Origin of the sequence: Paenibacillus sp. 32O-W, assembly GCF_007679495.1 — a bacterium.
Taxonomy (GTDB): Bacteria; Bacillota; Bacilli; order Paenibacillales; family NBRC-103111; genus Paenibacillus_L; species Paenibacillus_L residui.
Genome location: NZ_VEGP01000060.1, coordinates 12,663 through 36,733 on the forward strand (window position 1 = coordinate 12,663; position 24,071 = coordinate 36,733).

Below are 24,071 nucleotides of genomic sequence, written 5' to 3' on the forward strand. Positions count from 1 at the left end.
AGGCTTCTTTATCGACCAAGCTCCACCATTATATCATATTCGAAATAAATTGAGAAAAATGAGAAGGGTTCTTTGGCTTTGCGGAATCAAGTAATTAACTTAACCCCACGCAAAATGGAACATGCCTGAAGCCAATCTTGCGCCAGCAACGAAACGAACGATTCCTGGAAAAGCTTTACTTTATAAGAAGTCATTTCACTTGCCAGTTGCTCGTCCCATGGAATGTAGAGCTTGTTCAGATTCGAGAGGGCGGCGGGCTCGAAAGACGGACCGGGATGATTGGCAATGATACTGCGGTACAGGGTTGTATCGAATCTCCACGGCACAAAATGATCCGGGAAACGATGAGCGAGAGTGATTCCCATGGTCAGCCCCTGAACATCAAAATCACCTGAATAATAGATGGGGCATGTTTCACCGGAATGGCCGAGACTGCGCTGAATCCAGCGCAAGGCTGCGGCGCTTGCCGGTCCGCTGGTGCATAAGAGAGCCGGCGGGGCTGACGAAAGTAACGACCCGCTTCCGGCTTCCTTCTGTAGCCATTGTTCGGTAATATCCAGCAGGGTCGAGAAAACGGAAGGATTCTCAACTATATACAATGCGCTGCATCCGGGAAACTCCTTCATCGCCTCTACCTGCCTTAATGTCCATACATTGGGCTCAGGCAATTTATCCGGTTGAGGAATATAGACGTAGACTAACGAGGAAAGATCATCATCGCTAATTCCCGCCGAACGATAAATTTCTCTCATGGCCAAAGTATCGACCTCACTTGGCACGGTCTTGTCTGAAGACAGTCCATAGCTTGACGCTAACGAAGTAATGGTCTCATTGCCATCGGTTTCGAAATTGTCCATATCAACCGGTACATGATCATCCGACTGTCTCTCCCGCAGGGCATAGAACAACAGCCGGCCCGCGGGCTGCTTCCAATCCAATGCATGCGAATCTCCGCTCGCCATCGCTGCCAGTACCGGCAAACGGATCGTGCGAAGGGAGATTCCTCCGACAGAAAAATTGCAGTTTCCTGTAAATAAAATATCCAGAGCGCGAACGGCATGCCGCAATGCTGTTTCCGCCTCGGCCGGATTGGTCATGAACAATTCTTTAAGCGTCCGGCAGCCTTGTCCGAATCCTTCTTCCAACCGCTGCAGCCATTCGGAGACGAAAACTGACAGTTCTGTGCCGTACTCTCCTCTAACGCTGGTGAATAATCGGCACCATTCCGTGTTCTGCAGCATCCTTTTCTCCGATTTGGTCTGAAGAGGAGTCCCCTCCAGCAGGAAATGAAGCTCTTTCAAGCGGAACGGAAAAGCGGAATCTTTCAATTCCTCTTCAAACCTTTTGAGCGAAACCCGAATCGTCTCCCCCGGCTTGTAATCCCAACCGAAGAACAAATTGATCGCTTCACATTCTTCCGCCGTTGCGCGTTCCACAATCGCCTGTCCGCCCACACGTTCCAGCGATTCGTATTTTTGCCACATTAAGGACAGCATCCGCCGAAATCCGGGGCGGCGAAAATATGCCCTGGCTCTTTCGGAAGCTTCACTGTTTCGATTCATGCGTTAACCCCATCTTGCACATATTCTTTGATCTTCCCATTCCATCGATAGCGAAACAAGGTTACGAAATCCACATCCTTCGGCCGGTAAATCTCGTAGATCGCCAGCTTCGGCACCGTATCGTAGCATCCCCACAACACCTGGGATGTCATCATATAATCGAATCCCATATCCGTCAGCAATTTAAACATATCTCGCATGTTCTCCTCGTCCACACCGGCGAAAGCCTCATCCAAAGAAATCAATCGGGGAGCCTCCGACCGGGCATCCGAATACCGGGACCAGGTTGCCGCAAATAATGGAATGTACATCGCCATCGCCTTCTCGCCGCCGCTCAGTACATTGAACCTGGAGTCGGTAAGCGGCCGATACCCCGCTTGATCCCCTTTGCGATAGCGCAATTCGAATTGAAACCAGTTCCGATAATCCAATACCTCGAACAGATGCTTGCGGAGCGATTCCTGTTCCTCCTGGGCATTCTGCTTGGCGTAGCTGATTTGTGAACGAAAATGGTTGATCATAAGATCTATCTCATCTTCACGCAAACGATGCGCATCCCGCTTCAGCAGTTCAACCAGCGTGGCAGTGTCCATTTGCTGCTCGCTCAGCGCCGGCTTGGGGTCCCACTCCAATTTCAATTGCAGTCCGCTTGAGGTATTCCTTTCCCCCATTAGACGATTCATCTGTTTGACCCAGTTCTCCGCCCGATGGATACGCTGGCGAATCGATTTGCCCACGCTGCGCAAAATGATTTCCTCATACAGCTCACGATCCTTCTCGCTCAACAGCAGACTCTGCTCCTCTTCCGAACGCTCCAGTTCTTCGAGAAGAACTTGCGGCGGCTGGGGGTGCGAACGATCTCTCATCGATTGAATCAGAATTCTTCCCGTTCCTTCTTCGACTATGGTCTCCAGAACATAATCCGTCAGCACAATCCGAACGGCATTATAATGTTCCAATAAATGGCTGGTTATCGTCTCCGTGTTCCGGTTCGCGAACAGGGACTCATAGCGCTGTCTCATTTCTTTAGCCAGGTTTAACGCTTGCTGCAAATCCATCTCGGGGCTGTACGTCTCCCGCCAATCGGCCACAAGTGCCCTTCCGGCTTCACGGTGCCATTCCCCGGACGCAAGCTCAAGTCCCTTCTGCCTCTCCGCCAATTCTCCATTATAAATGCGCAATCGTTCCTGAAGCGCCGCCGCTTTTTGTTTCACCTCATCCAGATCGGACGATACTGCCTTGTGCCGTTCAGCAGCTTGCTTTCGTTCTGCCCTGATCGATTCAATTCGTTTCGTCACCTCTGCCAATCCGAGCTCTTCGATGATGCTTCTCAACATCCCCGCCTGTGCCCGCAGTACGCGCCGACGTTCTTCCATTTCCTCCCGTTGCTCTTCTTCTTCCTCTAAAGCCGTTAGGACCGATTCCAACTCTTCCCTATAACGGACGAGCGCCTCCGCCGCCTCCCGGCTTCGCCTCCAGGCCGAGTGCAATTCACCGAGGACGCCTTCATAATCCCTGCATATGACAATAGCCTCGCGAAGATCCTTCTCGCGCTTTAACCGGGTCCAGGAGGCTGTCAACTCCACCAGCTGTCTTTGCAGTTCGCGCCATTCCGTCGATTTCAGCTTGTACCGTTCCAATATGCGCTGCTCCTGCTTCATAGCGGCTTCGAGACGAAACGCTGCCTCCAGCAACGCTTGCAAGTCCTGCTGAAGCTTCAGTCCATTCGGAAACAAACCGCTCTCGGCTCTAAGCTGCTGCTCCCGTTCCTTCAGTTGCTCCAAGGAATGATCGAGAGCGGACAGCCGCTCCAGCAGTTGGTCTATTTCCCGCTGCAGACGTTCAATTTCCAGCATTCGGGTACGCTTCCTCGTCTCCTTGCCGATATATTCCGCCCTTTCCTTGGTCCGACTGGCCCCCACTAACGGACCAAGCCGGAAATGACCCCGTGAGGAAATAACTCCGCAAATACTGTCGTAATCGGCGACGTTGCCGCTCTCGTCCCATAGAAAGGTTCGCAGAACAGCATCGACCTGTTCCGCTTGAAGTCCGCTCTCTTCCGAAGGAACAGGGACAAGGACATCGGCCAGCGTATAGCCGATCTCATGGGGCTGCGGCACAATCCAGAATTCCTCCCGACCATCCGCAACCGCGCCAATACGGCCATCCGCCGAAATCCATGCATCCAGCAACCCGGCTCGCTCCAGCGCTTCCTCTATTCTCGCTTTCGCCGCCTCGTCCACATGTGGCTGAAAATCACAAACGGCGAACAGGGGAGCTCCGCTGCCGCCTTGACTTTCCAGACGCGCCCTCATCCTGGCCTCATTCCGTCCCGGTTCCGGTTCACGGCTTTGTTTCCAGGCATTCTTCTCGTCTTGAAGCCGCTTCTTCTCCTGCTCCAGCACCTCTCTGTGCTGAATCATCTTCAGTCGTTCGGTCGCCAGAGCTTCCCTTTGTTCGTTGAACGCCTCCATCACAGGAGCACGAACCGGCTCATACGCCCTATTCTCCTGTCCAAATTCGCTTATTGCTTTAAAAACAAGGCGAATTCGATCATCACCGAAATCCAATGCTTGCAGCCCGTTCCGCCACATGACGATTTCTTCCCGCAGTTCTTCCTTGCTCTGTTCCAGCCTCCTCTCGCCAAGGCTGCGTTCCCGTTCCGCATTGTCGCGCTCCTTGCGGGATTCGCCCAACTCCAACTCCAGTTCACGCACCAGACCGGCCGCTTCCCGTTCCTTCTGCGCACAATCCAGAGCCCGCTCCAGTCTCTCCCGATGGTTGCGCAAATCCCGTCGCCAAGGCTCCCGCCATCCGTCATCTTCGGGCAATCCCCGGTCCCAATATCGGTGGTATACCGGATGCTCGGCAAACTCCGCTTCCTGCGCCATCGTTTCGAGATCGTCCAATCCGGCTCGCTGTTCGCGATTCAATTCCTCATATTTATGCTCGGTTTCACTAATCGTCCGCTCCAAATTCGCCGTCCGGGCCTGATGCTTGACCATCCGTTCCTGCGCCAACTGAAGATGCTTCTCCACATCGCCAAGCGCTGCCGTTGCCGCCTCCAATTCCCGCTGTTTACCGATGGCTTCATGATTTTCCAATACTTCGATTTCAGCAGCCATTTCCTGAAGCCGGGCTTCCACGCGATTCATCTCTTCCTGAAATTGCCACTTCTCGTCCTCCGCCTCCCGTAAGGACTGCTCCGCTTCCGATGTCAGGTTCCGGGTCTTCTCATACTCCGCCTTCTTATTCAATAATTCGATGGACTTCACATAAATCATATATTTGTTATAACGGTCATAGCTATCCTGAAGCTTGTTCATCTCCTTGCGATGCAAGCGAACCTCGTCCAGGCCGTCGGCAATCTGATCCATGTCCTCCAGGACTTCCGACAGCGGCCTCAGTTCATCCTCGTGCAGAGGAGGCAGCGCCTTATGAAGAATATCGTAAATGGCGGACGGCTTAAAATCTTTGGACAGCTTGGGACTGCGCAACTGAATCATGAGCTGCAGCAAATCCTGGAATGCATCCGCCTCTGCGAATCCGAATAGCTGTTTATTGACGAGATCGCGATAGGACGTCTGATCGTGCACGACTTGCCCCCCGGCGCCTACTTTCTCTTCCAATTCCCGGCGGCTGAGCGGAACACGAACGTTATGCTCCAGCCAATGATTACGGTCGTACAACCAGAAATTTTTCCCGATCCGCCGGCCATCCTCCAGCACGAATCCCCAGAACTGTACCTGGGCCGCACCACGCCGTGCACGCAGCCCGATGCCTATCGTTTTGAAAATTTCCTTGGCCGGGTGGACGAATTCCATCCAGAGATAACCTGTAACATCGGATTTACCGCTATCCGTTTCTCCCAACAAATAATATTCTATTCGACGGTCGCGCGAGCCGAACGGGTCAAGCCGGCTGGGCCGTTTATCCCCGTCCAGGACAAGGGGCAGAAAACTTTGCATCGTTACCGACTTGCCCGAGCCGTTGGCTCCACGCAGGATGAGGCGCCCGTCCTCCAATTCAAATTCCTCTTCATCGTAATACCAGAAATTAAGGATACCGACACGATTCATTCGCCAGCGCTGGTCGGAAGCCGGTAATGCCGATCTGATATTCTCTTTCATGTTGATCTCTCCTATCCTGTGCATCTAATCAATCCAAATCCCCGGTATACAAATACTCTGCATTCCATCGGCCGAGCACCGGCGAAATAAGGAAGTACGAATGATCTTCCCATTCTCCCAGATTCCACTCCACCATATGGGCAAAACAAAGCTCGGCCAAATCCTGGGAAGAGGCCTCGCGAAATTCCTTGCTCCAGTATTCCTTGTGCTTGCGCTGCAGCTTTAACAGGATCGTCTCCATCTCCGAGCGTTCCACTCGAATGCATCCATTATCTTCCAAGTAGCGACCCGTATCTTCCTGGTTCAACTGCCTGCGCAGCTCCCCGGCTACAAGCAGAACCAGATCCGATACCCCGGACAGGGTAGGGAACAAGGCGGACTCGCTGGAAAGCTCCGGATGGAAGAACAGCAGCCCCTCACGATACCGCCTTCCTTCCCAGCCGAGCATTTTGCTCAATTGATCGATGATCGAACGCCGTTGGGTGAGCACATAGGATAAATCTTCCTCGCTCCAGAGACGATCCGGAACCGCGGGTTCCAACAATAATCTTCTGTATACGCGATGACGCCGGCGAAGCGCTTGCCCCTCCTGGGTATCTGCATACAAAATCGGATCTGAAAGCTGCTCCATATTCGTATAGAAAGTAAGATCCTGGGGAAACCGCCGCAATATATACCGCACATTGGGAGAGCACTCGAACAAGGCATTCCGCGACTCATTCTGGGCCCATTCTCCTTCATCCCCGTCGACCGAAAACAGCACTCCCAGCGATTTCAGCTTCTTTAAAGCCCTCGCCATCGATAAACGATGGTAATAGTTGGTCCAATCCGCCTCCAATCCCCGCCCATTTAAATGCTCGCGGATTTCGGTCACCATGTCGGACAGCAGAAACTGGTCCATTTCCGTTTTTCCTTCCAAATACCATAGGCCGAATGTAAAAAAGACGTAGTCCCGCTGTTCGCGAAATTCCGCGAATCCCATCCACGAATAAGGAACGACGGGCACTTTGTCCAGCTTGGCCAGCGAACGGGTGACAATCAGGGGATAGCCGGTCTGATCCAGAAACCAACTGCGCAGCTCGTCATAATGATCCTTCACCGCAAAATATAGTTCCTTGTCCTCTTCCTTGGATATCCATGGCCGGTTCAGCAAGGCGTGAATACAAGCTCTCTTGCGCTCTGCGGCTTGCTCCGCGCTCATCGCCCTTCCTGAACGGCCGATTCGGCGAATGGCCGAGCTATTGCTCTCGCTCATCTGATCATTCTCCTTCCCGGGCTGCTGCCGCTTCCAGGGATGCGCCTATGAAGGTAAAAACGAGTTCATAATCCGGCAGATGAAGCTCGCCGTCTTCGGAAACAAGAACGGCCTGCTCTTTCGTTCCCGCATTGATCATCTCCACCTTGACCCCTTCCGGTGTAACGAACGAACGGCATGGGGAGGTCGTGCAACGTCCAATCCACTGCAGCAGACGAAGCCTTGTGACGCTTGAAACAACGGACATTTCCGAAATCCGCACCCTGCCTCGTTCCACCATTTCGCGAACAGCCTCCCATTCTTCAGCCTGCCGTTGCAAATAGAGCTCCCGTTCCTTCCGCTTTCTTGCTTCATTCTCGCGGACCGGCTCCGTTTCCCGGCGTTCCCCGCGCTTGCGGCTGCGCGACCGCAGCGCCCGAATCGTGGGAACTTCTTCCCACATGGACATATCCGCCCGATCAGACGTGCGCAAATCTTCTCCTTGCAAATGGCGGGTCTCGAACAAGCCGAACACGCAGGCCGCCAGACGGTGGCTTTCCTCCAGAGAGTCGGTACGCGCAAACCAGTCCGCCAAATATTCGAGCTCCTTTCTCCGGCTTAGCCCGGACCGCTTCCTTTCCTGAATGCGAATGACGCTTCTCACGATGCGGGCGATAGCGTCTTTGGTCGCTCTCTCCAGCAAGGTCAATTCGCTTGGAGATGAGCCGTCTCCCAGGAACCAACGCCGCAGGTTGCTCCATCCTTGCTGCAGCTCCTCCAGCATTTCTTCCTTGACCGGCATTTCTTCCAGGCTGGGCTTGTTCGCTATGCCGTCCGCTACCTTCTCCAGAAACAAATCCCGGACATTGTCGCCGATTCGCTCCAGATTGCCTTCGATTTTATACGCGTTTCTTTGCAGCGCCTGAACGAAATTTTGCAAATAATTCGTCAGCTTGTCCTTAAAGATCAGGAACGATTCCGTGACCATCATCTCTTCGGCTTTGGCCGTCTGCAGACTGGCTATATAATCGGAGGCATTCTCATGAAGACGAACGAAGGCATCGTACAGCTCGTTCCACAGCTCCAACGCCGCGTCTTCTTCGAAGGTACCGGCGTACTGACGGATTTCAAACAGTTTATCGGCGATTTTGTCGAACAGGGTCGGCTCGAGCGAGCCGCCATAACCGGTCACTTTCTCCAGCGATTCCAGCAAGCGTTCAATTTCAATAGAATAGGGCCTGAGAAGATACTGCATTTTTTTCTTCATATACTCTTCCAATGTTGTTGCCCTTCCCCCGTCATGCCGGGAAGCCAGATTTCCCCATTCTTCCAATTGTGCCAGATCGCCGAGACACTGCTCCAGAGTATACTGGGGCACCACATTCCTTGCGGAAATCGCTTCGAATATTTCCTCGGGCTTCAACCAGTATCTCAATCTTTTATATTCCTGGTAAAAATAGCGCATGATCGCCCGGTAGCGCACTACATTTTCGGCATTCGTATATTTCAACTCCGGCACGCTCCGCAGCGTTCGAGCCATTTGTTGACTGTCCATCTGAGTCCACCTATTCCTCTATTCTTGTTTTTTCATTCTAGCATAGTCACTTTTAGTAGAGATTGACAAGCAACAACCTGGCTTTTCCAAACTCTTCTTTACTTAATAAATATACCATTCCCAGCAGCGCATAAACCATGGAAAGTTATCGAAAATGTATGGAAAAAGCAAATGGATGATCGGCGAAACTGATCCTGAGAAATGGCCCGTTTATCCCGATGTTTGTATTATCGGGTTAAGACACCCACCTCTATAGGTGGGCTCTAAATCAGGTGGAGTAGAGTCTCCATCTGATTACTCGATGTTCAGCTAAGCTGAACGAGTTCACTTGGATCGGTCCGATAACTTCTAGCCTCTTGCCCGCTTTCTTAGCCATTTTTAGAAAGTATAAGTTTCGAGAGCTTAGTTCTTTATTTAAAACCGCACGTTTTGGCGGATAGCTCAATTTCGTATGAGGATGATGCGGAAGCCGAAGTGTCGATACCTAGTATCGCGGTTGCGGAGTAAGCCGTAGCCTGTCGGGGTTATTATGGCCCAGGAACAACTCACAAAAGGGCTGCCCCAAAATCCAGTTCGCGATTTTTCAGCACCGCTAGTACCGGAATTTTTCGTTTTATAGTGAATTTTTTTTGGGACAACCCCGGATCGTTCACCGGATGGTGTAAAAGACAAGGATAAACGGCTATCGCCGTCCTTTGGACAGGCGCGTTTACCGATGAAATATAAGAACAGGTATAAGATGAAAACTTATACTTTCTTATATTTCAAGCAAAAGTGCACGTCTTTTCGGGAAAAGCCTCGAAGTACCTGATTCTAGAGCGATAGTGCACGTCTTTTTGAAGAAAAGTCGCCACATACCTGATTCTAGAGCAATAATGCACGTCTTTGGAGCGATTTTTGCGAAATGGCCCCATTTTGTGAAAAAGACCTGCACATTTGACCGTCTTTCGCCTTCTTTTTGGAAAAAGGCACGATTTTAATGTATTTTTGCTCGTCTTTGTGGTGTCTTCACCGCCCCGGATGAACGATGGCGTACAAAGACGATGTTGACGGGTATGGTAGTGATTGCTTGACACTCTCACTTTACCCAACGAAGCGGTGTTTTTCTATTTTTCAACTTTTGTATTTAATCCGCTGCTTTTTGCACAGCCGGTTTTCGCTCTGCGAAAGTTGAGTAAATAACCAGCTGAAGCTTTTAGTGCCAATAGGAATCTTTGTTCTGCACCACAATTACACCGTATAGATTGCCATCTAAGTAGTAAAAAAAGCCCCTAACGGAGCCTCTTCGAAGACGAATAACCCGGTTTTAAAGGAAGCTTTTTATGCCAATAAGAAAGTTGTTCCATTTTTTTTAATGCTTTAATGAACTTAAACTTTCTAATGTGGTAAAAAACCGCATCCTCGCGGATGCGGCTTGATTTCTTACTTGTATATAGGCTTTCCGTATTCCGCCTTCTTCTCAAATAGGACGGTATACATCTCATCGTGTCCGTCTAAGGAAGGTGCAAGGACAATCTTGGTTCCCTCGTCATGCTTGAGCGTGGAAGGCTTAAGTGCAGATTTCCTGAATGCCTGCCTCGGTTTATGGCTCATGTTGATTCCCCTCCTAACAAATCATGGATTGAATCCAACAAAGGTTTATTGAGATAGCAGATTTCTTCAAAATGCCGCGGTGTAACCTGAGTGGTTCCTCTAAGATGAATAGTAAAGACGTATCTCTTAGCTAAAGGATAACATAAGATGTATTCCTTCACAACAGATTTGCGGTTGCGCTGGCTGAACGTGACATTTCCATTCGTATGAACGTCCACGACGTGGATAATTTCATCCCCGGGCTTCTTGTCCTTGTTGGCATTAAGAGAATATTCCAGCCCGATCCGGCCTACCCCGTCGCTTCCGACCTGCCGGATGACGTCTTCGAACGCTTTGAACAGGGCGGCTCCGCTCACGGTATAAGGGCTGGATAAGAAGGAAAGCCGGAGGGCTCTGCACATTTTGTTATATAACGCCGTATCCAAGGCTGCCTTATCATTCAATTCTTCAAAAAAACCGATGATTTTCAATAATCGGTCTCTCTCCTCCTCGGATTCCCGAAGAAGCACTAACGGATCAGGCTCTTTGCAGCCGAGCCGTTCGATGATTCCGCCGATTTTCCCGCAGGCTACGCCGACGGCGGCATTCCAATTCTGTGAATGAAAAGGATAGGTGAGAGTGGTCATGCCGAATAAATCGGAAGGCGTTCGGAAGCCTTCAATCCGTGATTCATCACCGTCCTCCTGCTCGGGAATATCTTTAGGGACGAGGAAGAAGACGCGTTCTCTGCCCAGCTTGCTCCAGAACAACCCCATTTCAAAGACCGTGTTATCCCTGGTAGTATAATACAGCTTGCCGCGGAAGTTGGTGACATCGTCGGGATGAAAAACAAACACGGCAAAATCACTCTCTTGCATTTGCTGCTCCAAATCCTGCATCGTATAGCGATTCACTTGAAAGACTCCCCGATGCCACGGAGTGACAACGGCGAAATGCTCCAGCTCCTCCTGGACGGCATTAACGATAGGAATCGCTTCCTTGGATGATCCTATAAATACGGCCGGTTTGCTCATACGCTCCCCCAGATAAGGTATGATCTACTTTCCACATTATAACATAAAAAGAATGGACAGGACCTTAGAATGAGGGGGGAAGCAGCAAAGACCCGCAAAAGTGCAGGCCTTTACTAAGGTTTGGGCTGCAGCCCTGTATGATAACTGCATGGATCACATCTCCCGGTGTTATTTGCCCATATACTATTCGTTCAGTTCGTGTCGGGTTCGAATATTAGGCTCTATCAAACGCTAGTTTTATAACCTATCATTTTTTTCATATCGATGGCCGAAGAATAACCGGAAATGATATAATGGGAAAAAATGGGGCAAAATCCTCGTAACATTTAAAGTTGGATACTAAACGATGCGATGAGCCGTTTTCAAACACTGCTGCCAAACGCTCTCTAGGAAAGGGGAAATAGCGAATGCCGTCTGAACCTATTCTAGTCCTGCCCTATGGCCTGGGACCGATCGGAATCAAGATCGTCGAGAATTGCCTGCTGACTCAATCCGTCCGCCTGATTTCCGCGGTGGATATTGATCCTGTCAAAATCGGGCGGGATGTCGGAGAATTAGCCGGAAGAGAGCATGCCGGCATATCGGTTGTAGCCACGGTAGAAGATGCCGAGACTCCTCAGATTCGCGGCCGGAGAATCGCCCTTCATGCAACCGGTTCTAATCTGGTTAGCGTGTGGCCGCAAATTAAGCAGCTGTTGGACCACGGGTATTCGGTGGTTTCAACCTGTGAGGAATTGTCCTATCCCTGGCATCGTTATCCTGAACTGGCGCAGGAAATCGACCAATACGCCCGTGATCGCCGGCAAATCGTCATTGGCACCGGGGTTAATCCCGGCTTTGTCATGGATTCCCTGGCCCTGTTCATTACTTCAGTCACCCGAGACATTACCGCAATCCATGTATCCCGCCGGGTGGATGTGGCCAAGCGCCGAATTCCGCTGCAGAAGAAGGTGGGTGCCGGTATGACCCCGGAACAGTTCAAGCAGCTGGCGGAACAAAACCGCATCGGCCATGTCGGTCTGGAAGAATCGCTGCGGCTGATTGCTTACGGATTGAATCTCGGCTTGTCCGATGTAACTACTACTATTGAGCCGGTCATTACCGAAGAAGACATCGAACTGGCTGCGGGGCCCGTCAAGAAAAATGAGGTAATCGGCCTCCATCAAGTATCCCGCGGACTAGCCGCGGGTCATATTCCGATCGTGCTGGATCTGATTATGTGTGCAGGGTCCGGGCAGGAAGACCGGATTACTCTGGAAACTACAGATATGGGCAAGCTGGATATCGTCGTTCCCGGCGGCATCTTTGGCGATACCGCTACGGCCAACATCGTCGTCAGTACCGCAAGAACGATTCATTCGTTCTCGGGAAGCGGCCTGCTGACCATGGCGGATATCCCAATAACCAGGAATGTACGGTAACCTTTTCTTCGCCAAAAATTTGTGTGCGAAGCTGATAAACCTTAATCCTGCATTCCCGGTCAAATTATAACCAGAATCTGAAAGGCCTTAATAACACCGGGTTTATCGCTAATGCTCCCGCAACCTCGTTATAATTGTTACGGAAATTCAGATTTAATGTTGAATTTCTACCTAAAAACCGCCCCATAAGGGCGGTTTGTTCAGTTATCGTTTCTACTTCGATATATATGTTTGGTGTTTTACGATATAATCACTAGGCAAATGAGCCTTTAGAGTTTCGAATAAAATACGTTCCCCGGAGTTCGCTCCCCTTGGAATGATTTCTGGTACCATGTAAGCCATATCTGTCTCTCCTAGTATTTTTTACCTAGAACCTATTATAGTACTATTGTACTGGAAATGAGTATTCAAATATTTATAAAAATTGCTGCAAAAACAGATTTATGGTTATAGATTAACGCTGTTTCTCCCGCATTCTAATTCAGAACAAAAAAGGGACCGGTGCTTCGCTCCAGCCGTTGGATTCTAATGGCGGTTACCAAGGGGATAACTTACGATCTATAACTCCGCCCCTTTATAACCCATAGTACGATATCCTTTAACCCGTTTCTTGTACATGGCCATTAATACAGGAACCTGAACGTCGACATAATCGTAAATTTGTACTTCGCTCTTGTTAATGTGAGAACGATGCAATCTGCCTGCATACTGTTCCAGCTTGCCTTTCCATGAGATGGGGTGAACAAGAAACAGTGTATCTAACCTGGCATCATCAAAGCCTTCGCCGATTAGTTTGCCTGTCGCAATAAAGAGACGTTCTTCATGGTCAGGAATACTGTCGATTTGCTTTCGGATATGTTCCCGCTGTTTCTTTCCCATTCCGCCCCGAAGAACGATCACATTTTTAGCAAATTTCATAAGCCGTTTCTCAAAGTACTCCACATGTGCCGTCCGCTCAACAAGTAACAAAGGGGAGCGTCCTTGATCCAAACAATGCAGCAAATCGTTAAAAATCATCGTGTTTCGCTCCTCATCTTCCACAAGCCTCTGAAAAACTTCTTGAATTCCCAACTTCTCCGAATGGAGTGGCAACCGGAAGGAGGTGTAACGAGGATTGACGGTCAAAGAAAAGCTTCTTGAAGCAGCCTGCATCTTGGCATCTATTCGCATTCGTACAGGCCCCAGTTGCATCATTACAATCGCTTCTTGGCCATCCTGCCTCTTCGGAGTAGCAGTTAATCCAAATACATATTTCGCTTTGGCTTTGACCAACACTTGTTCGAAACTGAAAGCAGAGATATGGTGGCATTCATCTACGATTATTTGACCGTAATCGCTAATATAATCCTTTACTACCCCTTTTCGGTTTAAGCTCTGGATAATGGCTATATCCACAATTCCCGTGCGCTTATCCCTGCCGCCTCCAACAATTCCGATGGATTCTTTCGGTAAATCAAGAAAGGTTTGCAATCTCTGTTTCCACTGTTCCATCAGTTCCCGACGATGTACCAAGATCAAGGTGTTTACTTTGCGCTTTGCTATAATATTGGCGGCTACAACAGTTTTTCCAAAAGCTGTTCCTGCCGATAGAATCCCAGTATCATGCACTAGAATGGACCTTGCAGCGGCATCCTGCAGCGTTGACAGCGTCCCGCAAAACTCCGTTTTTATTAAGGTGCCTCCAAACCTTTCATCCTTAATCTGAGTAAAGACATGATTTTGTTTAAAGAATTCTATAATCTGCTGCAAGCATCCTCTGGGTAACGCTAAATAATTTGGAAGATCCTCAGCACAACAAATAACCCTAGGTTTCCCGAAAGTGGATAGTCGCATCGCTTGTGCTTTATAAAAATCAGGGTTTGCAAAAGAAGCCAGCCTCATTAATCGATTGATCACATTCGGAGAAAGATCCTTTTTGCATATATATACTCGATTAGAAAGAACCAATTCCACCATTTCAGGCATTGACTCATGGAAATGAAAGTTTGCAGGCTTGGCTTCCAACTCCTGCAACCGTGCTTCCTCGTCTGAGTCCACCATGTCTATTTGAAAGAGGTCACCCTCCAAATCGTTCATTCGTAAAAATTTCAATACATCTTTCTCATTCATTTTCTCTAATTCCGCAAGAAATTGCCATTGGTCCTTATAGGGTTGAAAGGCTTCGTCCACAAAAACACTGTTTCCACTTTTCCGTGGTCCTCCTTGGAGCGGAAGGGCAATCAGATTGCCGAATCCTCCTTTCGGAAGCGTATCCTGGTTTGGAAACAATCGATCATAAGAATCTAGTCCCAGTTGATATCTGTAATTCATTGTAAGAGTCAATAGAGCGGTGCCAAGTTTTCTTGCCAAACTTGCAGGAATCGGCTCTTGGAAAAAGATCCAAATATGTCCGCCATTTCCGGAACGTGAACGCTCCAAAGCAGCAGGTATCTGCCTTTCTTTACAGACACGCATTACAGCTGCTGCATCTTCTTGCCAATTATTTTTATCAAAGTCAATGGCCAAAAACCAGCAGGTTTCATCCGGAAGCATAGGGTAGAGCCCTATGGTTCTGTCAGCCCTAGCATCCAGATGATTGGATATTACAGAATCAGTAATGGGCAAGAAATCCTGATGAGGACAAACCGAGCACTTCACTTTTGGCTTTTGGCAAACCGTGGTCCATTCATTACTGCACGCGGGTGAATAACCCGATTTCCCCTGTTTATTCTGCCAGCGTATGGGATAAACATCTTCACGGCCGCGAAAATAACTCCGGAATAACTCTATTTTATCTTCCGCTGGGGAGAACCGATGAACACCCTTTGGCTCTAATTGCTCATAAGAATCATTCATTTGATCAGTCTGGTTTATGTGTACGGTCTGGCTTATATCTTCAGATATCTTCTTCGGTATCATTGCTTTTAATTGACATCTAAGCTCTTCATTTTCCCGTTTAAGCTGTTCGATTTCTAGCCGCGCGAGTCGAAGCTGTTCGTGCAAGTTGTCCAATGCGACTCCCCATCCTTGCAATTCATATAGTAGGTAATTTCATTGTAACGGGAATTTTGAGTAATTGCCAAAGCAGCTGACCACTTATACATTTATTGGAAAAGGGAGGTTTGTTTAAATATGGTCAACCTTTAACTAAAGCTGGGAATACAACACTACTCCACTGCTGCTGGTTCCCAAAGTCATTTCAAAACTTACATGCCGATACTTTTTAGATCGTTCTTTGGCTTTCAGGTTTCCGCTGCCGTTCTCGTTTGCTATGTAAAAAAACTGCGAAAGTGCATCTTTTTGCAGGGAGTCGCTCGCCATTGGCTGAGAACCTGCGAAAGTGCATCTTTTTCTACGGTTCGAGTGATGGAGGGCGGTTATTGGCAAAAATTGCTGCATTTTTGCAGGCTTTGCTTCTTATCCTGCAAATTCTCTTCATAGTTGATGTATTTTCGCAGGAATTTGGCTATTATCTGCCGCCCAGCGAGGGACCCGTCCGAAGCCGGGCCCCTGAGGTTTGAAGCAAATACGAGCCTATGCGTTCATATGGCGAAATGTCGCTAAACCGCCTCGGTCCTAGAAACCGAGGAGCTTCCGTTATGCTTGACGAGCAGCAGGCACAGCAGGGCCAGCAGCATGCTTCCGGAGGCGCATAAGAAGAGCGAGCCGTAGCCGAAATGGTCGATGGCGAGACCCAGCAGAGGCGGAGAAGAAATGGCGGCCAGCGACGAGACGAGGTAGTACAAGCCCGTCCGGGTGCCGATGCTTCGTTCGCTGCCGGTGGCTACGACGAACGGATACGAGTTGATATTGATGCAGGCCCAGCAAATCCCGCCGAGCGCCAGCATGACCCGCAGCATAACCAGCGTTTCGATCAGCGGAATGGCGGCGAACACCAGAAATAAGCCGATTACGCCGATGAGGATCATCGTTTTTTTGCCGAACCGGTTGCCCAGCCAGCCGCTTGGAATCGCAAACAGGACGAAGAACAAGGAAAAGAACGTTAACGAGAACGCAGACGCACTCTCTTCCAGCCCCATGTGATGCTTTCCATACAGTGTAAAGAGCGCCTCTACCCCTTGATAGGAAACGAACCAGAAGAAAATCGCCGCCAGCAGCAGAACCGTTGTGCGGTCCAATTCCCCGAGCAGCTTGACCCGCTCCGTATCGGCAGCCGCCCATGTAATGGAATCCCGCTTCTCCTTAATAAAACGGAACAAGATCAATAACGACAGCAAAGTAATAGCGGCGGCCGCCACGAAAGGAAACGACGGGTTGGCTTTATACAGCATCGATCCTCCGCCAAAAGCGATAATCGCCCCGACCCCGCCCATGAAATTAATGATTCCATTAGCCTTGGTCCGCTGCGCTTCCGGTGTAATATCCGGCATCAGCGCAATGGTCGGAGACCGGTACAGGCTCATTGCCAGATTCATCAGCACCATGAACAGCACCAATGTAATGAAATTGGTATGAAGCGGAATGAGGATCATAAACAAAGCAGCAAGCGGCATTCCGATCAGCAGATAAGGCATCCGCCTGCCGAACCGGGAGACCGTCTTGTCGCTGCGGTTGCCGATCCATGGCTGCAGGAACAAGGCACAATAATTATCGAGTGTCATCATGAAGCCGATCAAGGCCGTGCTTTGCAGGAACGGATCGAGGAAGAACGGGACGAAAGCATTATACAGCGACCAGGTAATGCTAATGCTGAAAAATCCGAAGCCCAGCAGCCAAGTCTTTTTCATACCCTTAATCCTCCATTGTCTTCAGCAGTTCTGCCAGACGGTCAGGGTAGTCCGTTATGATGCCGGCTACCCCGGCCTGAATCAGCCTGCGCATTTCAGCCGGCTCATTGACCGTAAACGGATGATACGCCATTCCCCGTGCAGCCGCCTGGGAAACCCACTCCGGGATAACCGCATAATGATACGCATGAAGCGCAGACGCACCGATTCGCGCCGCATACTCCCACGGCTCGTATAAGCCTTCCATATAGAGAATGCCGGTCCGGATCTCCGGGGCCAGCCGCTTGCAGTGCGCCAAGGAATAATGGTTAAAGCTCGAGAGGATCACCCGGTCGCTCATTCCAAACCTCCGGGTCGCTTCTATAACGGCCTCCTCTATACCGGGATACTGCACGACCCCGTTCTTCAGCTCGAGATTCACCTGGAGGGAACGGGATTTAACCAGCTCGAACAAATCCTCCAGAGTCGGAACGCGCTCCCCCTTGAATGCCGGACTAAACCAGGAGCCCGCATCCAGCTCCCACAGCTCATCCCCTGTCACATCCTTCACCAGTTTGGGCAAGCCCGTCGTCCGCTGCAGCGATTCATCATGAATCAGAACCAATCGGCCGTCGGCCGTCATTTGTACATCGGTTTCGATCGCCGTCGCACCGAGTTCGATACACCGTTCGAAAGCCGCCATAGTGTTCTCCGGACAGTAACCGGATGCTCCCCTGTGGGCAATGTTTAAAACCGCTTTCAATTCACAAGCCTCCATTTCGCCAATACCATTTTCATCCATTATACAACAGATCAAATCGGGAACCAGCCGTAATTTTGTAAAAAAAGCTCCTAACGTAGCCTTGGCGAAGACGAATAACCCGGTATTAGTGGTAGCTTTTTATGCCAATAGGAATCTTTGGTTACATCGTATTATCATGAGGAGGGTGAGCTTCCTCTATCTATACTGCGACCTATTTGAGCTATCCCGATTCGATGCCCCTCTTGGCGGCAATTTAAGTGAAGCCCGATTCAAGCTTGAGAAGTAAGGGGATGCTTGCAATTTTCCGGCCAGCGGTTATTTCCGTTTGCCTTTACGAACAATACCTCATCTCCATTAAACAAGCGGCTTGTTATCCCCATTCCTTGGTCGTCGGGAGTGTAATGGAACACGATTTCTTGAGTGTCTTCATCCGAAATTTGTGCAAGGATGGCTTCCAGATTGATTTCTCTTCTTCCGATCAAGTCGTAAAGATCGATTTGGCCTTCCCTCCTCTGAAAGATAGCCATAATTTCCTCCTGTTCCAAATAATAAATATCGTTATTAAAAATATTTCGGCAATAAAACATTAATATACCATGGGCACGTTCCGTTCCAAACCGCCGGGAAACCGGAATTCTCTCCGAGGTAAAATGAGTAAGTAAACGAACATGTTCGCTATTATTCATATCCAGCTTGCGGATGCCGTTCCCCTTCTTTGGCCCTGCGGAATAATCCAAAGTAAACTGGTGCTCCTCTACGGGCTCAAAACCAAACCTGGGGTAAAAATCCAAAACGTTCCGATTAGCAAATAAATAGATGTAATCGCATTTGTCCCCGTATTCATCCAAAACCCGGTTCATTAAACGGGCAGAAAGCCCCCGCTTCCGATAATCCGGATGGGTCATTACCGTTCCGATTTGCAGTGCGCTTCTTCGCTCGCCCCGGATAATCAGATCGAGCAGATTGATCGATACATTCGCTGCGACGGCCTCACCATCCATATAAGAAAAAGGAATGTACCGGTTATCCCACTTATTCAAATTTATGCCGAAAATTAGATTGGCAAGCCCCGTCAGGCTCTTTCCATAAGGTTCATCCGCCTTGTAGCCTTGGACAAATTTTAAATTATTCATAAGCTGATACCCCTTCTTATTCAGTTGATCAAAGGTCCCCTATGGACTATATTTCTTGACGCTGGTTAAAGATACCTTCTTGCGTTAAAAAGGTGTATGCCGTTTTATTAGGGTTTTCCGCCATTTTGTTTCTTTTGACATCTTTGCAGAGCGGCAGTAAACTAAAAGGAAATCGGTATCATTCCATAAATATCTATAGGATAACTCGTCATTAAACTCCGAGATTGCCTTAATAAATTTATGTTAGGGAGGAAGTAATGTATGGACGTACTGCAAGCAATCCAGCTTCGCCGGGAAATCACCCGGTTCAAACCGGATCCCATTCCCAGCGAGGTGCTGGAGCAGTTGACACAGGCGATGTATTATTCCCCCACCGGCAACAATTTGCCTTCTCGTGAATTCATTTTGGTGACTGATCCCGCTATGCTTGCCCAGCTAACGCCTGCCACTCCTTACATGAAGTGGCTGGAGCAATCGGCGGCCGCTTATGTTATTCTCGGCCATCCAGGGGAGAGCAAGTATTGGCTGCAGGACGCCACGCTCGCCGGAGGCTATCTGTGGCTTGCCGCCGTTTCCCTCGGATTGGGAGCGGCATGGGGAGCGATCTACCATTCGGAGGACAGCGACGAATCTTCCCGGCGGGAGAACTTCATTCGCGAGAAGCTGGCCATCCCTCCGGAGCTGCGTGTCGTCGCCATTATCGGCCTGGGGTACCCTGCCGTTCAGCCGCCGGCCAAAGAGATGTATCCGTTGGAGCGCGTTTTTCACAAGGGAATCTATAAGGAGAATTAGATAAGAGAAAAGCGGACTGAAGAAACGATAGGGTTGTGCTTCACCGGTCCAGCTCTCTGTTAGGTGGGGAGGCGGTCCTCCTCACTGCCGTACAGCGCCGCCGGTACACGCCGAGGAAGGTGTCGCCAAGGAAGCAGGAAACTTTACTGTTGCATATGTAAGCCGACTTGGCTGGCCCGAGACTGCTGCTGTCGGGGAAGTTCAGGACCGGGCCTCCCCTTACAACTCTCGCTCGCTGCAACTCAACGGACCATCACGACATTTACACGGCTGCCTGGATAATTTTCGTACAAAAGCGAGACCATCGTGACATTTACTCAGCCGTTTGTACGATTTTTCATACAAACGCACTCGTTCGCTCCGCCCCTACAAAAAAAGCAGACTCACGCCTAATCGCGTAAGCCTGCCTATCCTTCACCTATTGAAGGAACTTATTGATGATCTCCGGCTTCGTTTCTTCAGCCAGCGAATACACTTCTCCGTCCATTCTTCCGAGGGGTTTTGAACCCCTTTTGCCATCCTAAGGGCTCCAAGGTTCATGGAATCCTGTAAGTCCATGCTTCCCCGCCCCGCGTTGCTGCAGCTATGCCGCTGCCTTTTACTTGGCAGAAGAGACCATGATCTTGCAGATATCATTGGTGAACTGTACAGGGTCCTCTACCGTCAGCCCCTCGATCAACAGAGCTTGATTGTACAGCAGATGGGTGTACAGGTCCAATTTTTCCTTATCGTTGGCAAAGGCATCCTTTAAAGACTGGAACACTTCGTGATTTTTATTGATTTCGAGAATTTTCTCTGCCTGCACATTGGGATTGTTCGGCATCGATTTTAAAATTTTCTCCATCTCAATCGTCACTTCGCCGTCCGTGGAGAGACATACCGGGTGCGATCTCAACCGCCTGGATACTCTAACCTTCTTGACCTTGCCCGCTAGCAGCTTCTCCATATGCTCGAACAGCTCTTTGTCCGCTTCGTCCAGAGAATCCTCCTGCTCCTTGTTATCCTCGCTCTCGATTCCCAAATCACCGCTGGACACCGACCGGAATTCCTTCTCCTTGTAGCTCATTAGCATCTTGACGGCGAACTCGTCGATATCCTCGGTGAAATACAGAATTTCATACCCTTTCTCGGCGACAAGCTCGGTTTGCGGCAGCTTCTCGATCCTTTCGATCGATTCTCCGGAAGCGTAGTAAATATACTTCTGCTCTTCCGGCATGGCGGATACATATTCGTCGAGAGTGACCAGCTTCTTCTCTTTGGAAGAGTAGAACATCAGCAGGTCCTGCAGCTCCTCCTTGTGGCTTCCGTACTCGCTGTATACTCCGTACTTTAATTGTCTGCCGAATTGTTTATAGAACTGCTCGTATTTCTCTCTTTCTTCCTTGAGCATACTCTGCAGCTGATTCTTAATCTTGTTCTTGATGTTCTTGGCAATCAGCTTAAGCTGCCTGTCATGCTGAAGCATCTCCCGCGAGATGTTAAGGGATAGATCCTCCGAATCGACCATCCCCTTGACGAAGCTGAAGTAGTCCGGTAGCAGGTCCGGGCATTTGTTCATAATCAGCACGCCGCTGGAATACAGCTCCAGTCCCTTTTCATACTCGGCGGAATAAAAGTCGTAAGGAATGTTCTCGGGAATGAACAGAATCGCATTATAGCTGATGGTGCCCTCCACGCTAAGATGGATATGCTTGAGCGGCTTGTCGAAGCCGTAGCGCTTCTCGGTGTAAAAATTGGCGTAGTCCTCCGGAGTCAGCTCGCTCTTGTTCTTCTTCCAGATCGGGACCATGCTGTTGATCGTCTGCTCTTCCTGATATTCCTCGTACTCGTTCTCGCTGCCCTCTTTAAGCCGGGAGCCGGTTACATCCATGCGGATGGGGTAACGGATGAAGTCGGAATATTTTTTGATAATCGCCCGTAAGCGGTATTCTTCCAAATATTCGTCGTACTGATCATCCTCGGTGTTCTCTTTGATCTTCAGAATGATGTCCGTTCCGACCGTTTCCTTCTCACAAGGTTCAACGGTGTAACCGTCCGCGCCCTTGGATTCCCACTTATAGGCTTCATTGCTGCCCAGGGCTCTACTGATCACGGTGACGGACTCCGCTACCATGAAAGCCGAATAGAAGCCGACACCGAACTGCCCGATAATTTCGTGCCCGTCCTTCACTTCGTTCTCTTTCTTGAAGGCGAGGGAACCGCTCTTCGCAATGACACCAAGGTTGTTCTCCAGCTCTTCCTTCGTCATCCCGATTCCGGTATCGGAAATCGTCAGTGTCCGATTCGCCTTGTCCGGCTTCACCTTTATGTAATAGTTGTCTTTATCGAACACCATTTGCTCATCGCTCAACGCTTTGTAATAAATCTTATCTATGGCATCACTGGCGTTGGAGATCAATTCCCGCAAAAAGATTTCTCTATGAGTGTAAATAGAGTTGATCATCATTTCCAACAGTCTCTTCGACTCGGCTTTAAATTGCTTTTTGGCCATGGTTCTCTCTCCTTTCATGCTCCTGTATTACGATCAACCGTTTTTAGCACTCTCATGACAAGAGTGCCAATCACTTGTTTTATAGCATTTCTTCCGTATAAAGTCAATATGGAACCGACTATCCGGACGGGCGGTCCCCGGTATAAATCCGCATCTGCCCAGGCTGAATCCAGCCGCGGCTCCGCATCCATTCCGACACGATCAAGCTGATGGCCGCCGGGCCGATAAAATGAAGCACGGCTATCTGAATGAAGACCGCCGGGGAGAAGCCCATCGTCGTCAAGGTCATGATCTGGCCGACCAAACCGCTGGTGCCCATGCCCGCTCCTGCGGCATTGTTCGACATGGGCCAGAGTGTGGCTCCGATCGGAGCCAGAATCATTCCCGCCGCCGTCGGCGGAATGAGAATAAGCGGATAGCGGACGATGTTCGGCACCTGCAGCATAGAGGTGCCAAGCCCTTGCGCGAGCAGGCCGCCCACCTTATTCTCCCGGTAGCTGCTGACGGCGAAGCCGATCATCTGCGCACTGCAGCCGATGGTCGCCGCCCCTGCAGCCAACCCGCTTAGATCCAGCATGAACGCAATGGCGGCACTGGAAATAGGCGCGGTCAGCGCAAGCCCCATTAAGGTCGCCACCAGAATGCTCATAAGGATGGGCTTCTGCTCGGTCCCCCATACAATCCAGCCTCCGAACGCGGTCATCGCGCCCGAAATTGCAGGCCCGACAAATTTGGCCGCGAGGAAACCGGTGATGATCGTTACGAAAGGCGTAACGATAATGTCGACCTTCGTCTCCTTGCTGACCAGCTTGCCGAGCTCGACCGATACTAACGCCGCTACATAGCTTCCGGCGGGTCCGCCGAACTCCGCTCCCGCGGCCCCCGTCGCGACAGCCGCAAAGATGACCAACGGCGGCGCCCCCAGACCGTAAGCTATCGCCGCTCCAATGGCCGGCCCCATCAAATTCATGGCGAGCTGACCCATCTCCGAGAAGAGCGGCCAGCCCAACTGCTCGCCGATCGTACGCAGAATCAGCCCTATGATTAAAGACGAAAAAAGCCCCAGCGCCATATAGCTAAGCGCATCAATGATATAGGCTTTAGCGGTAAGCTGAATTCCTTTCCGTTTCAAAAAGCTGCTCATATCGCTTCCTCCAGACGTAACGGATAAATTGCCACCTTTCCTTTTCCACAACCTGGCTGCAAAACCCTTCTTTCGCTATTGAAACAAGAGGAAGGCTGTTCAGGCTGTTGAAAAAGTTCTTTTGGGACAAATGCATGAAAAAAAACATGTAATATTAGGTTTTCGTATCGCTTTCTTTGCAGAAAACAGGGTTTCTCAACAACCTTTTGTTCAGATTCTTCTTCTGATTCTTTATCTGATTCAGATTAACTTTCGCAAAGGGCGCGAATCGGTTACAAAGGGTCATGTGAAAGGTAGAACGCTAGATTTACGGCTATCCTAGTTGTCGTTTTAGCGCGAGAGAAGCGAACTAACTGTATTTTATGCAGGTAGATGGGGGCATTTTGTAGAAAACGACTAATCTACCTTGAAAATCTGTCTATTTTACCGTCTGCAGGCATCGTTGCTGCCGCGGAATGGCACGTCTAACTGTATTTTGTACAGGTAGATTCAAGCGAATGGGCGAAAATGATCAAACTAACTGGATAAACTACA

At 49.8% G+C, this 24,071-nt stretch carries 15 protein-coding genes; 3 read left to right on the forward strand and 12 right to left on the reverse strand.

The annotated features are described in order from the left end of the window. Window positions 1-86: 86 nt before the first annotated feature. The 6 genes from FS806_RS19645 to FS806_RS19665 all read right to left on the reverse strand — a co-directional run bounded on the left by FS806_RS19645 (window position 87) and on the right by FS806_RS19665 (window position 11,087). Complete coding sequence (locus FS806_RS19645; protein ID WP_144940024.1) at window positions 87-1,562, reverse strand: TIGR02679 domain-containing protein; 1,476 nt, start codon at window positions 1,560-1,562, stop codon at window positions 87-89. Next, window positions 1,559-5,692 carry a TIGR02680 family protein gene (locus FS806_RS19650; RefSeq protein ID WP_144940026.1) on the reverse strand — a complete coding sequence of 1,378 codons (4,134 nt, stop codon included), beginning with the start codon at window positions 5,690-5,692 and terminating at the stop codon, window positions 1,559-1,561. The genes FS806_RS19645 and FS806_RS19650 overlap by 4 nt, the downstream gene beginning before the upstream one ends. 28 nt (window positions 5,693-5,720) lie before the next feature. Next, window positions 5,721-6,947: a TIGR02678 family protein gene (locus FS806_RS19655; protein ID WP_144940028.1), complete on the reverse strand. Its 1,227-nt coding sequence runs from the start codon at window positions 6,945-6,947 to the stop codon at window positions 5,721-5,723. A 4-nt stretch (window positions 6,948-6,951) separates the two neighbouring features. Then, window positions 6,952-8,481 carry a TIGR02677 family protein gene (locus tag FS806_RS19660; protein ID WP_144940030.1) on the reverse strand — a complete coding sequence of 510 codons (1,530 nt, stop codon included), beginning with the start codon at window positions 8,479-8,481 and terminating at the stop codon, window positions 6,952-6,954. Window positions 8,482-9,903: 1,422 nt separating this feature from the next. After that, entirely contained in the window at window positions 9,904-10,074 is a 171-nt protein-coding gene (locus FS806_RS25885; protein ID WP_186328446.1) for a hypothetical protein, read from the reverse strand. Continuing rightward, on the reverse strand, window positions 10,071-11,087 hold the full coding sequence (locus FS806_RS19665; protein ID WP_144940031.1) for a TIR domain-containing protein: 1,017 nt from the start codon (window positions 11,085-11,087) through the stop codon (window positions 10,071-10,073). Before FS806_RS19665 ends, FS806_RS25885 begins: the two co-directional genes overlap by 4 nt. A 407-nt stretch (window positions 11,088-11,494) precedes the next feature. On the opposite strand from FS806_RS19665, the gene FS806_RS19670 reads away from it, so the two are divergent. Next, complete coding sequence (locus FS806_RS19670) at window positions 11,495-12,508, forward strand: NAD(P)H-dependent amine dehydrogenase family protein (RefSeq protein ID WP_144940033.1); 1,014 nt, start codon at window positions 11,495-11,497, stop codon at window positions 12,506-12,508. 558 nt (window positions 12,509-13,066) lie between these two features. Here FS806_RS19670 and FS806_RS19675 read toward each other — a convergent pair. Continuing rightward, the gene (locus FS806_RS19675; RefSeq protein WP_260982180.1) at window positions 13,067-15,490 is read right to left on the reverse strand and encodes a TOTE conflict system archaeo-eukaryotic primase domain-containing protein; all 2,424 of its coding nucleotides are present in this window, start codon (window positions 15,488-15,490) and stop codon (window positions 13,067-13,069) included. 317 nt (window positions 15,491-15,807) lie between these two features. Between FS806_RS19675 and FS806_RS19680 the strand changes: the two genes are divergently transcribed. Further along, window positions 15,808-16,008: a hypothetical protein gene (locus tag FS806_RS19680; protein ID WP_144940037.1), complete on the forward strand. Its 201-nt coding sequence runs from the start codon at window positions 15,808-15,810 to the stop codon at window positions 16,006-16,008. Between the two features lie 39 nt (window positions 16,009-16,047). On the opposite strand, the gene FS806_RS19685 is transcribed toward FS806_RS19680, so the two are convergent. The 3 genes from FS806_RS19685 to FS806_RS19695 all read right to left on the reverse strand — a co-directional run bounded on the left by FS806_RS19685 (window position 16,048) and on the right by FS806_RS19695 (window position 19,110). Continuing rightward, window positions 16,048-17,235, reverse strand: a complete 1,188-nt coding sequence (locus FS806_RS19685) for an SLC45 family MFS transporter (protein ID WP_144940039.1) — start codon at window positions 17,233-17,235, stop codon at window positions 16,048-16,050. Between the two features lie 4 nt (window positions 17,236-17,239). Then, a complete protein-coding gene (locus tag FS806_RS19690; RefSeq protein WP_144940041.1) occupies window positions 17,240-17,977 on the reverse strand; it encodes a glycerophosphodiester phosphodiesterase in 738 nt (245 codons plus the stop codon). A 269-nt stretch (window positions 17,978-18,246) separates the two neighbouring features. Beyond that, a complete protein-coding gene (locus FS806_RS19695; protein ID WP_144940043.1) occupies window positions 18,247-19,110 on the reverse strand; it encodes a GNAT family N-acetyltransferase in 864 nt (287 codons plus the stop codon). Between the two features lie 261 nt (window positions 19,111-19,371). Here FS806_RS19695 and FS806_RS19700 point away from each other — a divergent pair, with 261 nt between their 5' ends. After that, window positions 19,372-19,902, forward strand: coding sequence for a nitroreductase family protein (locus FS806_RS19700; protein WP_144940045.1), 531 nt, complete (start codon window positions 19,372-19,374; stop codon window positions 19,900-19,902). A 598-nt stretch (window positions 19,903-20,500) separates the two neighbouring features. Here the strand turns inward: FS806_RS19700 and htpG are convergent. Both htpG and FS806_RS19710 read right to left on the reverse strand, forming a co-directional pair. Continuing rightward, complete coding sequence (htpG, locus tag FS806_RS19705) at window positions 20,501-22,393, reverse strand: molecular chaperone HtpG (RefSeq protein WP_144940047.1); 1,893 nt, start codon at window positions 22,391-22,393, stop codon at window positions 20,501-20,503. 118 nt (window positions 22,394-22,511) lie between these two features. Continuing rightward, a complete protein-coding gene (locus FS806_RS19710; protein WP_144940049.1) occupies window positions 22,512-23,537 on the reverse strand; it encodes a PTS sugar transporter subunit IIC in 1,026 nt (341 codons plus the stop codon). Window positions 23,538-24,071 lie beyond the last annotated feature (534 nt).

What these genes read in the sequence shown, in the direction of transcription:
- FS806_RS19650 (WP_144940026.1), bottom strand. Translation starts at nt 5,692, where the DNA reads ATGAAAGAGAATATCAGATCGGCATTACCGGCTTCCGACCAGCGCTGG.
- FS806_RS19665 (WP_144940031.1), bottom strand. Translation starts at nt 11,087, where the DNA reads ATGAGCAAACCGGCCGTATTTATAGGATCATCCAAGGAAGCGATTCCT.
- FS806_RS19660 (WP_144940030.1), bottom strand. Translation starts at nt 8,481, where the DNA reads ATGGACAGTCAACAAATGGCTCGAACGCTGCGGAGCGTGCCGGAGTTG.
- FS806_RS19710 (WP_144940049.1), bottom strand. Translation starts at nt 23,537, where the DNA reads ATGAGCAGCTTTTTGAAACGGAAAGGAATTCAGCTTACCGCTAAAGCC.
- FS806_RS19685 (WP_144940039.1), bottom strand. Translation starts at nt 17,235, where the DNA reads ATGAAAAAGACTTGGCTGCTGGGCTTCGGATTTTTCAGCATTAGCATT.
- FS806_RS19645 (WP_144940024.1), bottom strand. Translation starts at nt 1,562, where the DNA reads ATGAATCGAAACAGTGAAGCTTCCGAAAGAGCCAGGGCATATTTTCGC.
- htpG (WP_144940047.1), bottom strand. Translation starts at nt 22,393, where the DNA reads ATGGCCAAAAAGCAATTTAAAGCCGAGTCGAAGAGACTGTTGGAAATG.
- FS806_RS19695 (WP_144940043.1), bottom strand. Translation starts at nt 19,110, where the DNA reads ATGAATAATTTAAAATTTGTCCAAGGCTACAAGGCGGATGAACCTTAT.
- FS806_RS19670 (WP_144940033.1), top strand. Translation starts at nt 11,495, where the DNA reads ATGCCGTCTGAACCTATTCTAGTCCTGCCCTATGGCCTGGGACCGATC.
- FS806_RS19700 (WP_144940045.1), top strand. Translation starts at nt 19,372, where the DNA reads ATGGACGTACTGCAAGCAATCCAGCTTCGCCGGGAAATCACCCGGTTC.
- FS806_RS19655 (WP_144940028.1), bottom strand. Translation starts at nt 6,947, where the DNA reads ATGAGCGAGAGCAATAGCTCGGCCATTCGCCGAATCGGCCGTTCAGGA.
- FS806_RS25885 (WP_186328446.1), bottom strand. Translation starts at nt 10,074, where the DNA reads ATGAGCCATAAACCGAGGCAGGCATTCAGGAAATCTGCACTTAAGCCT.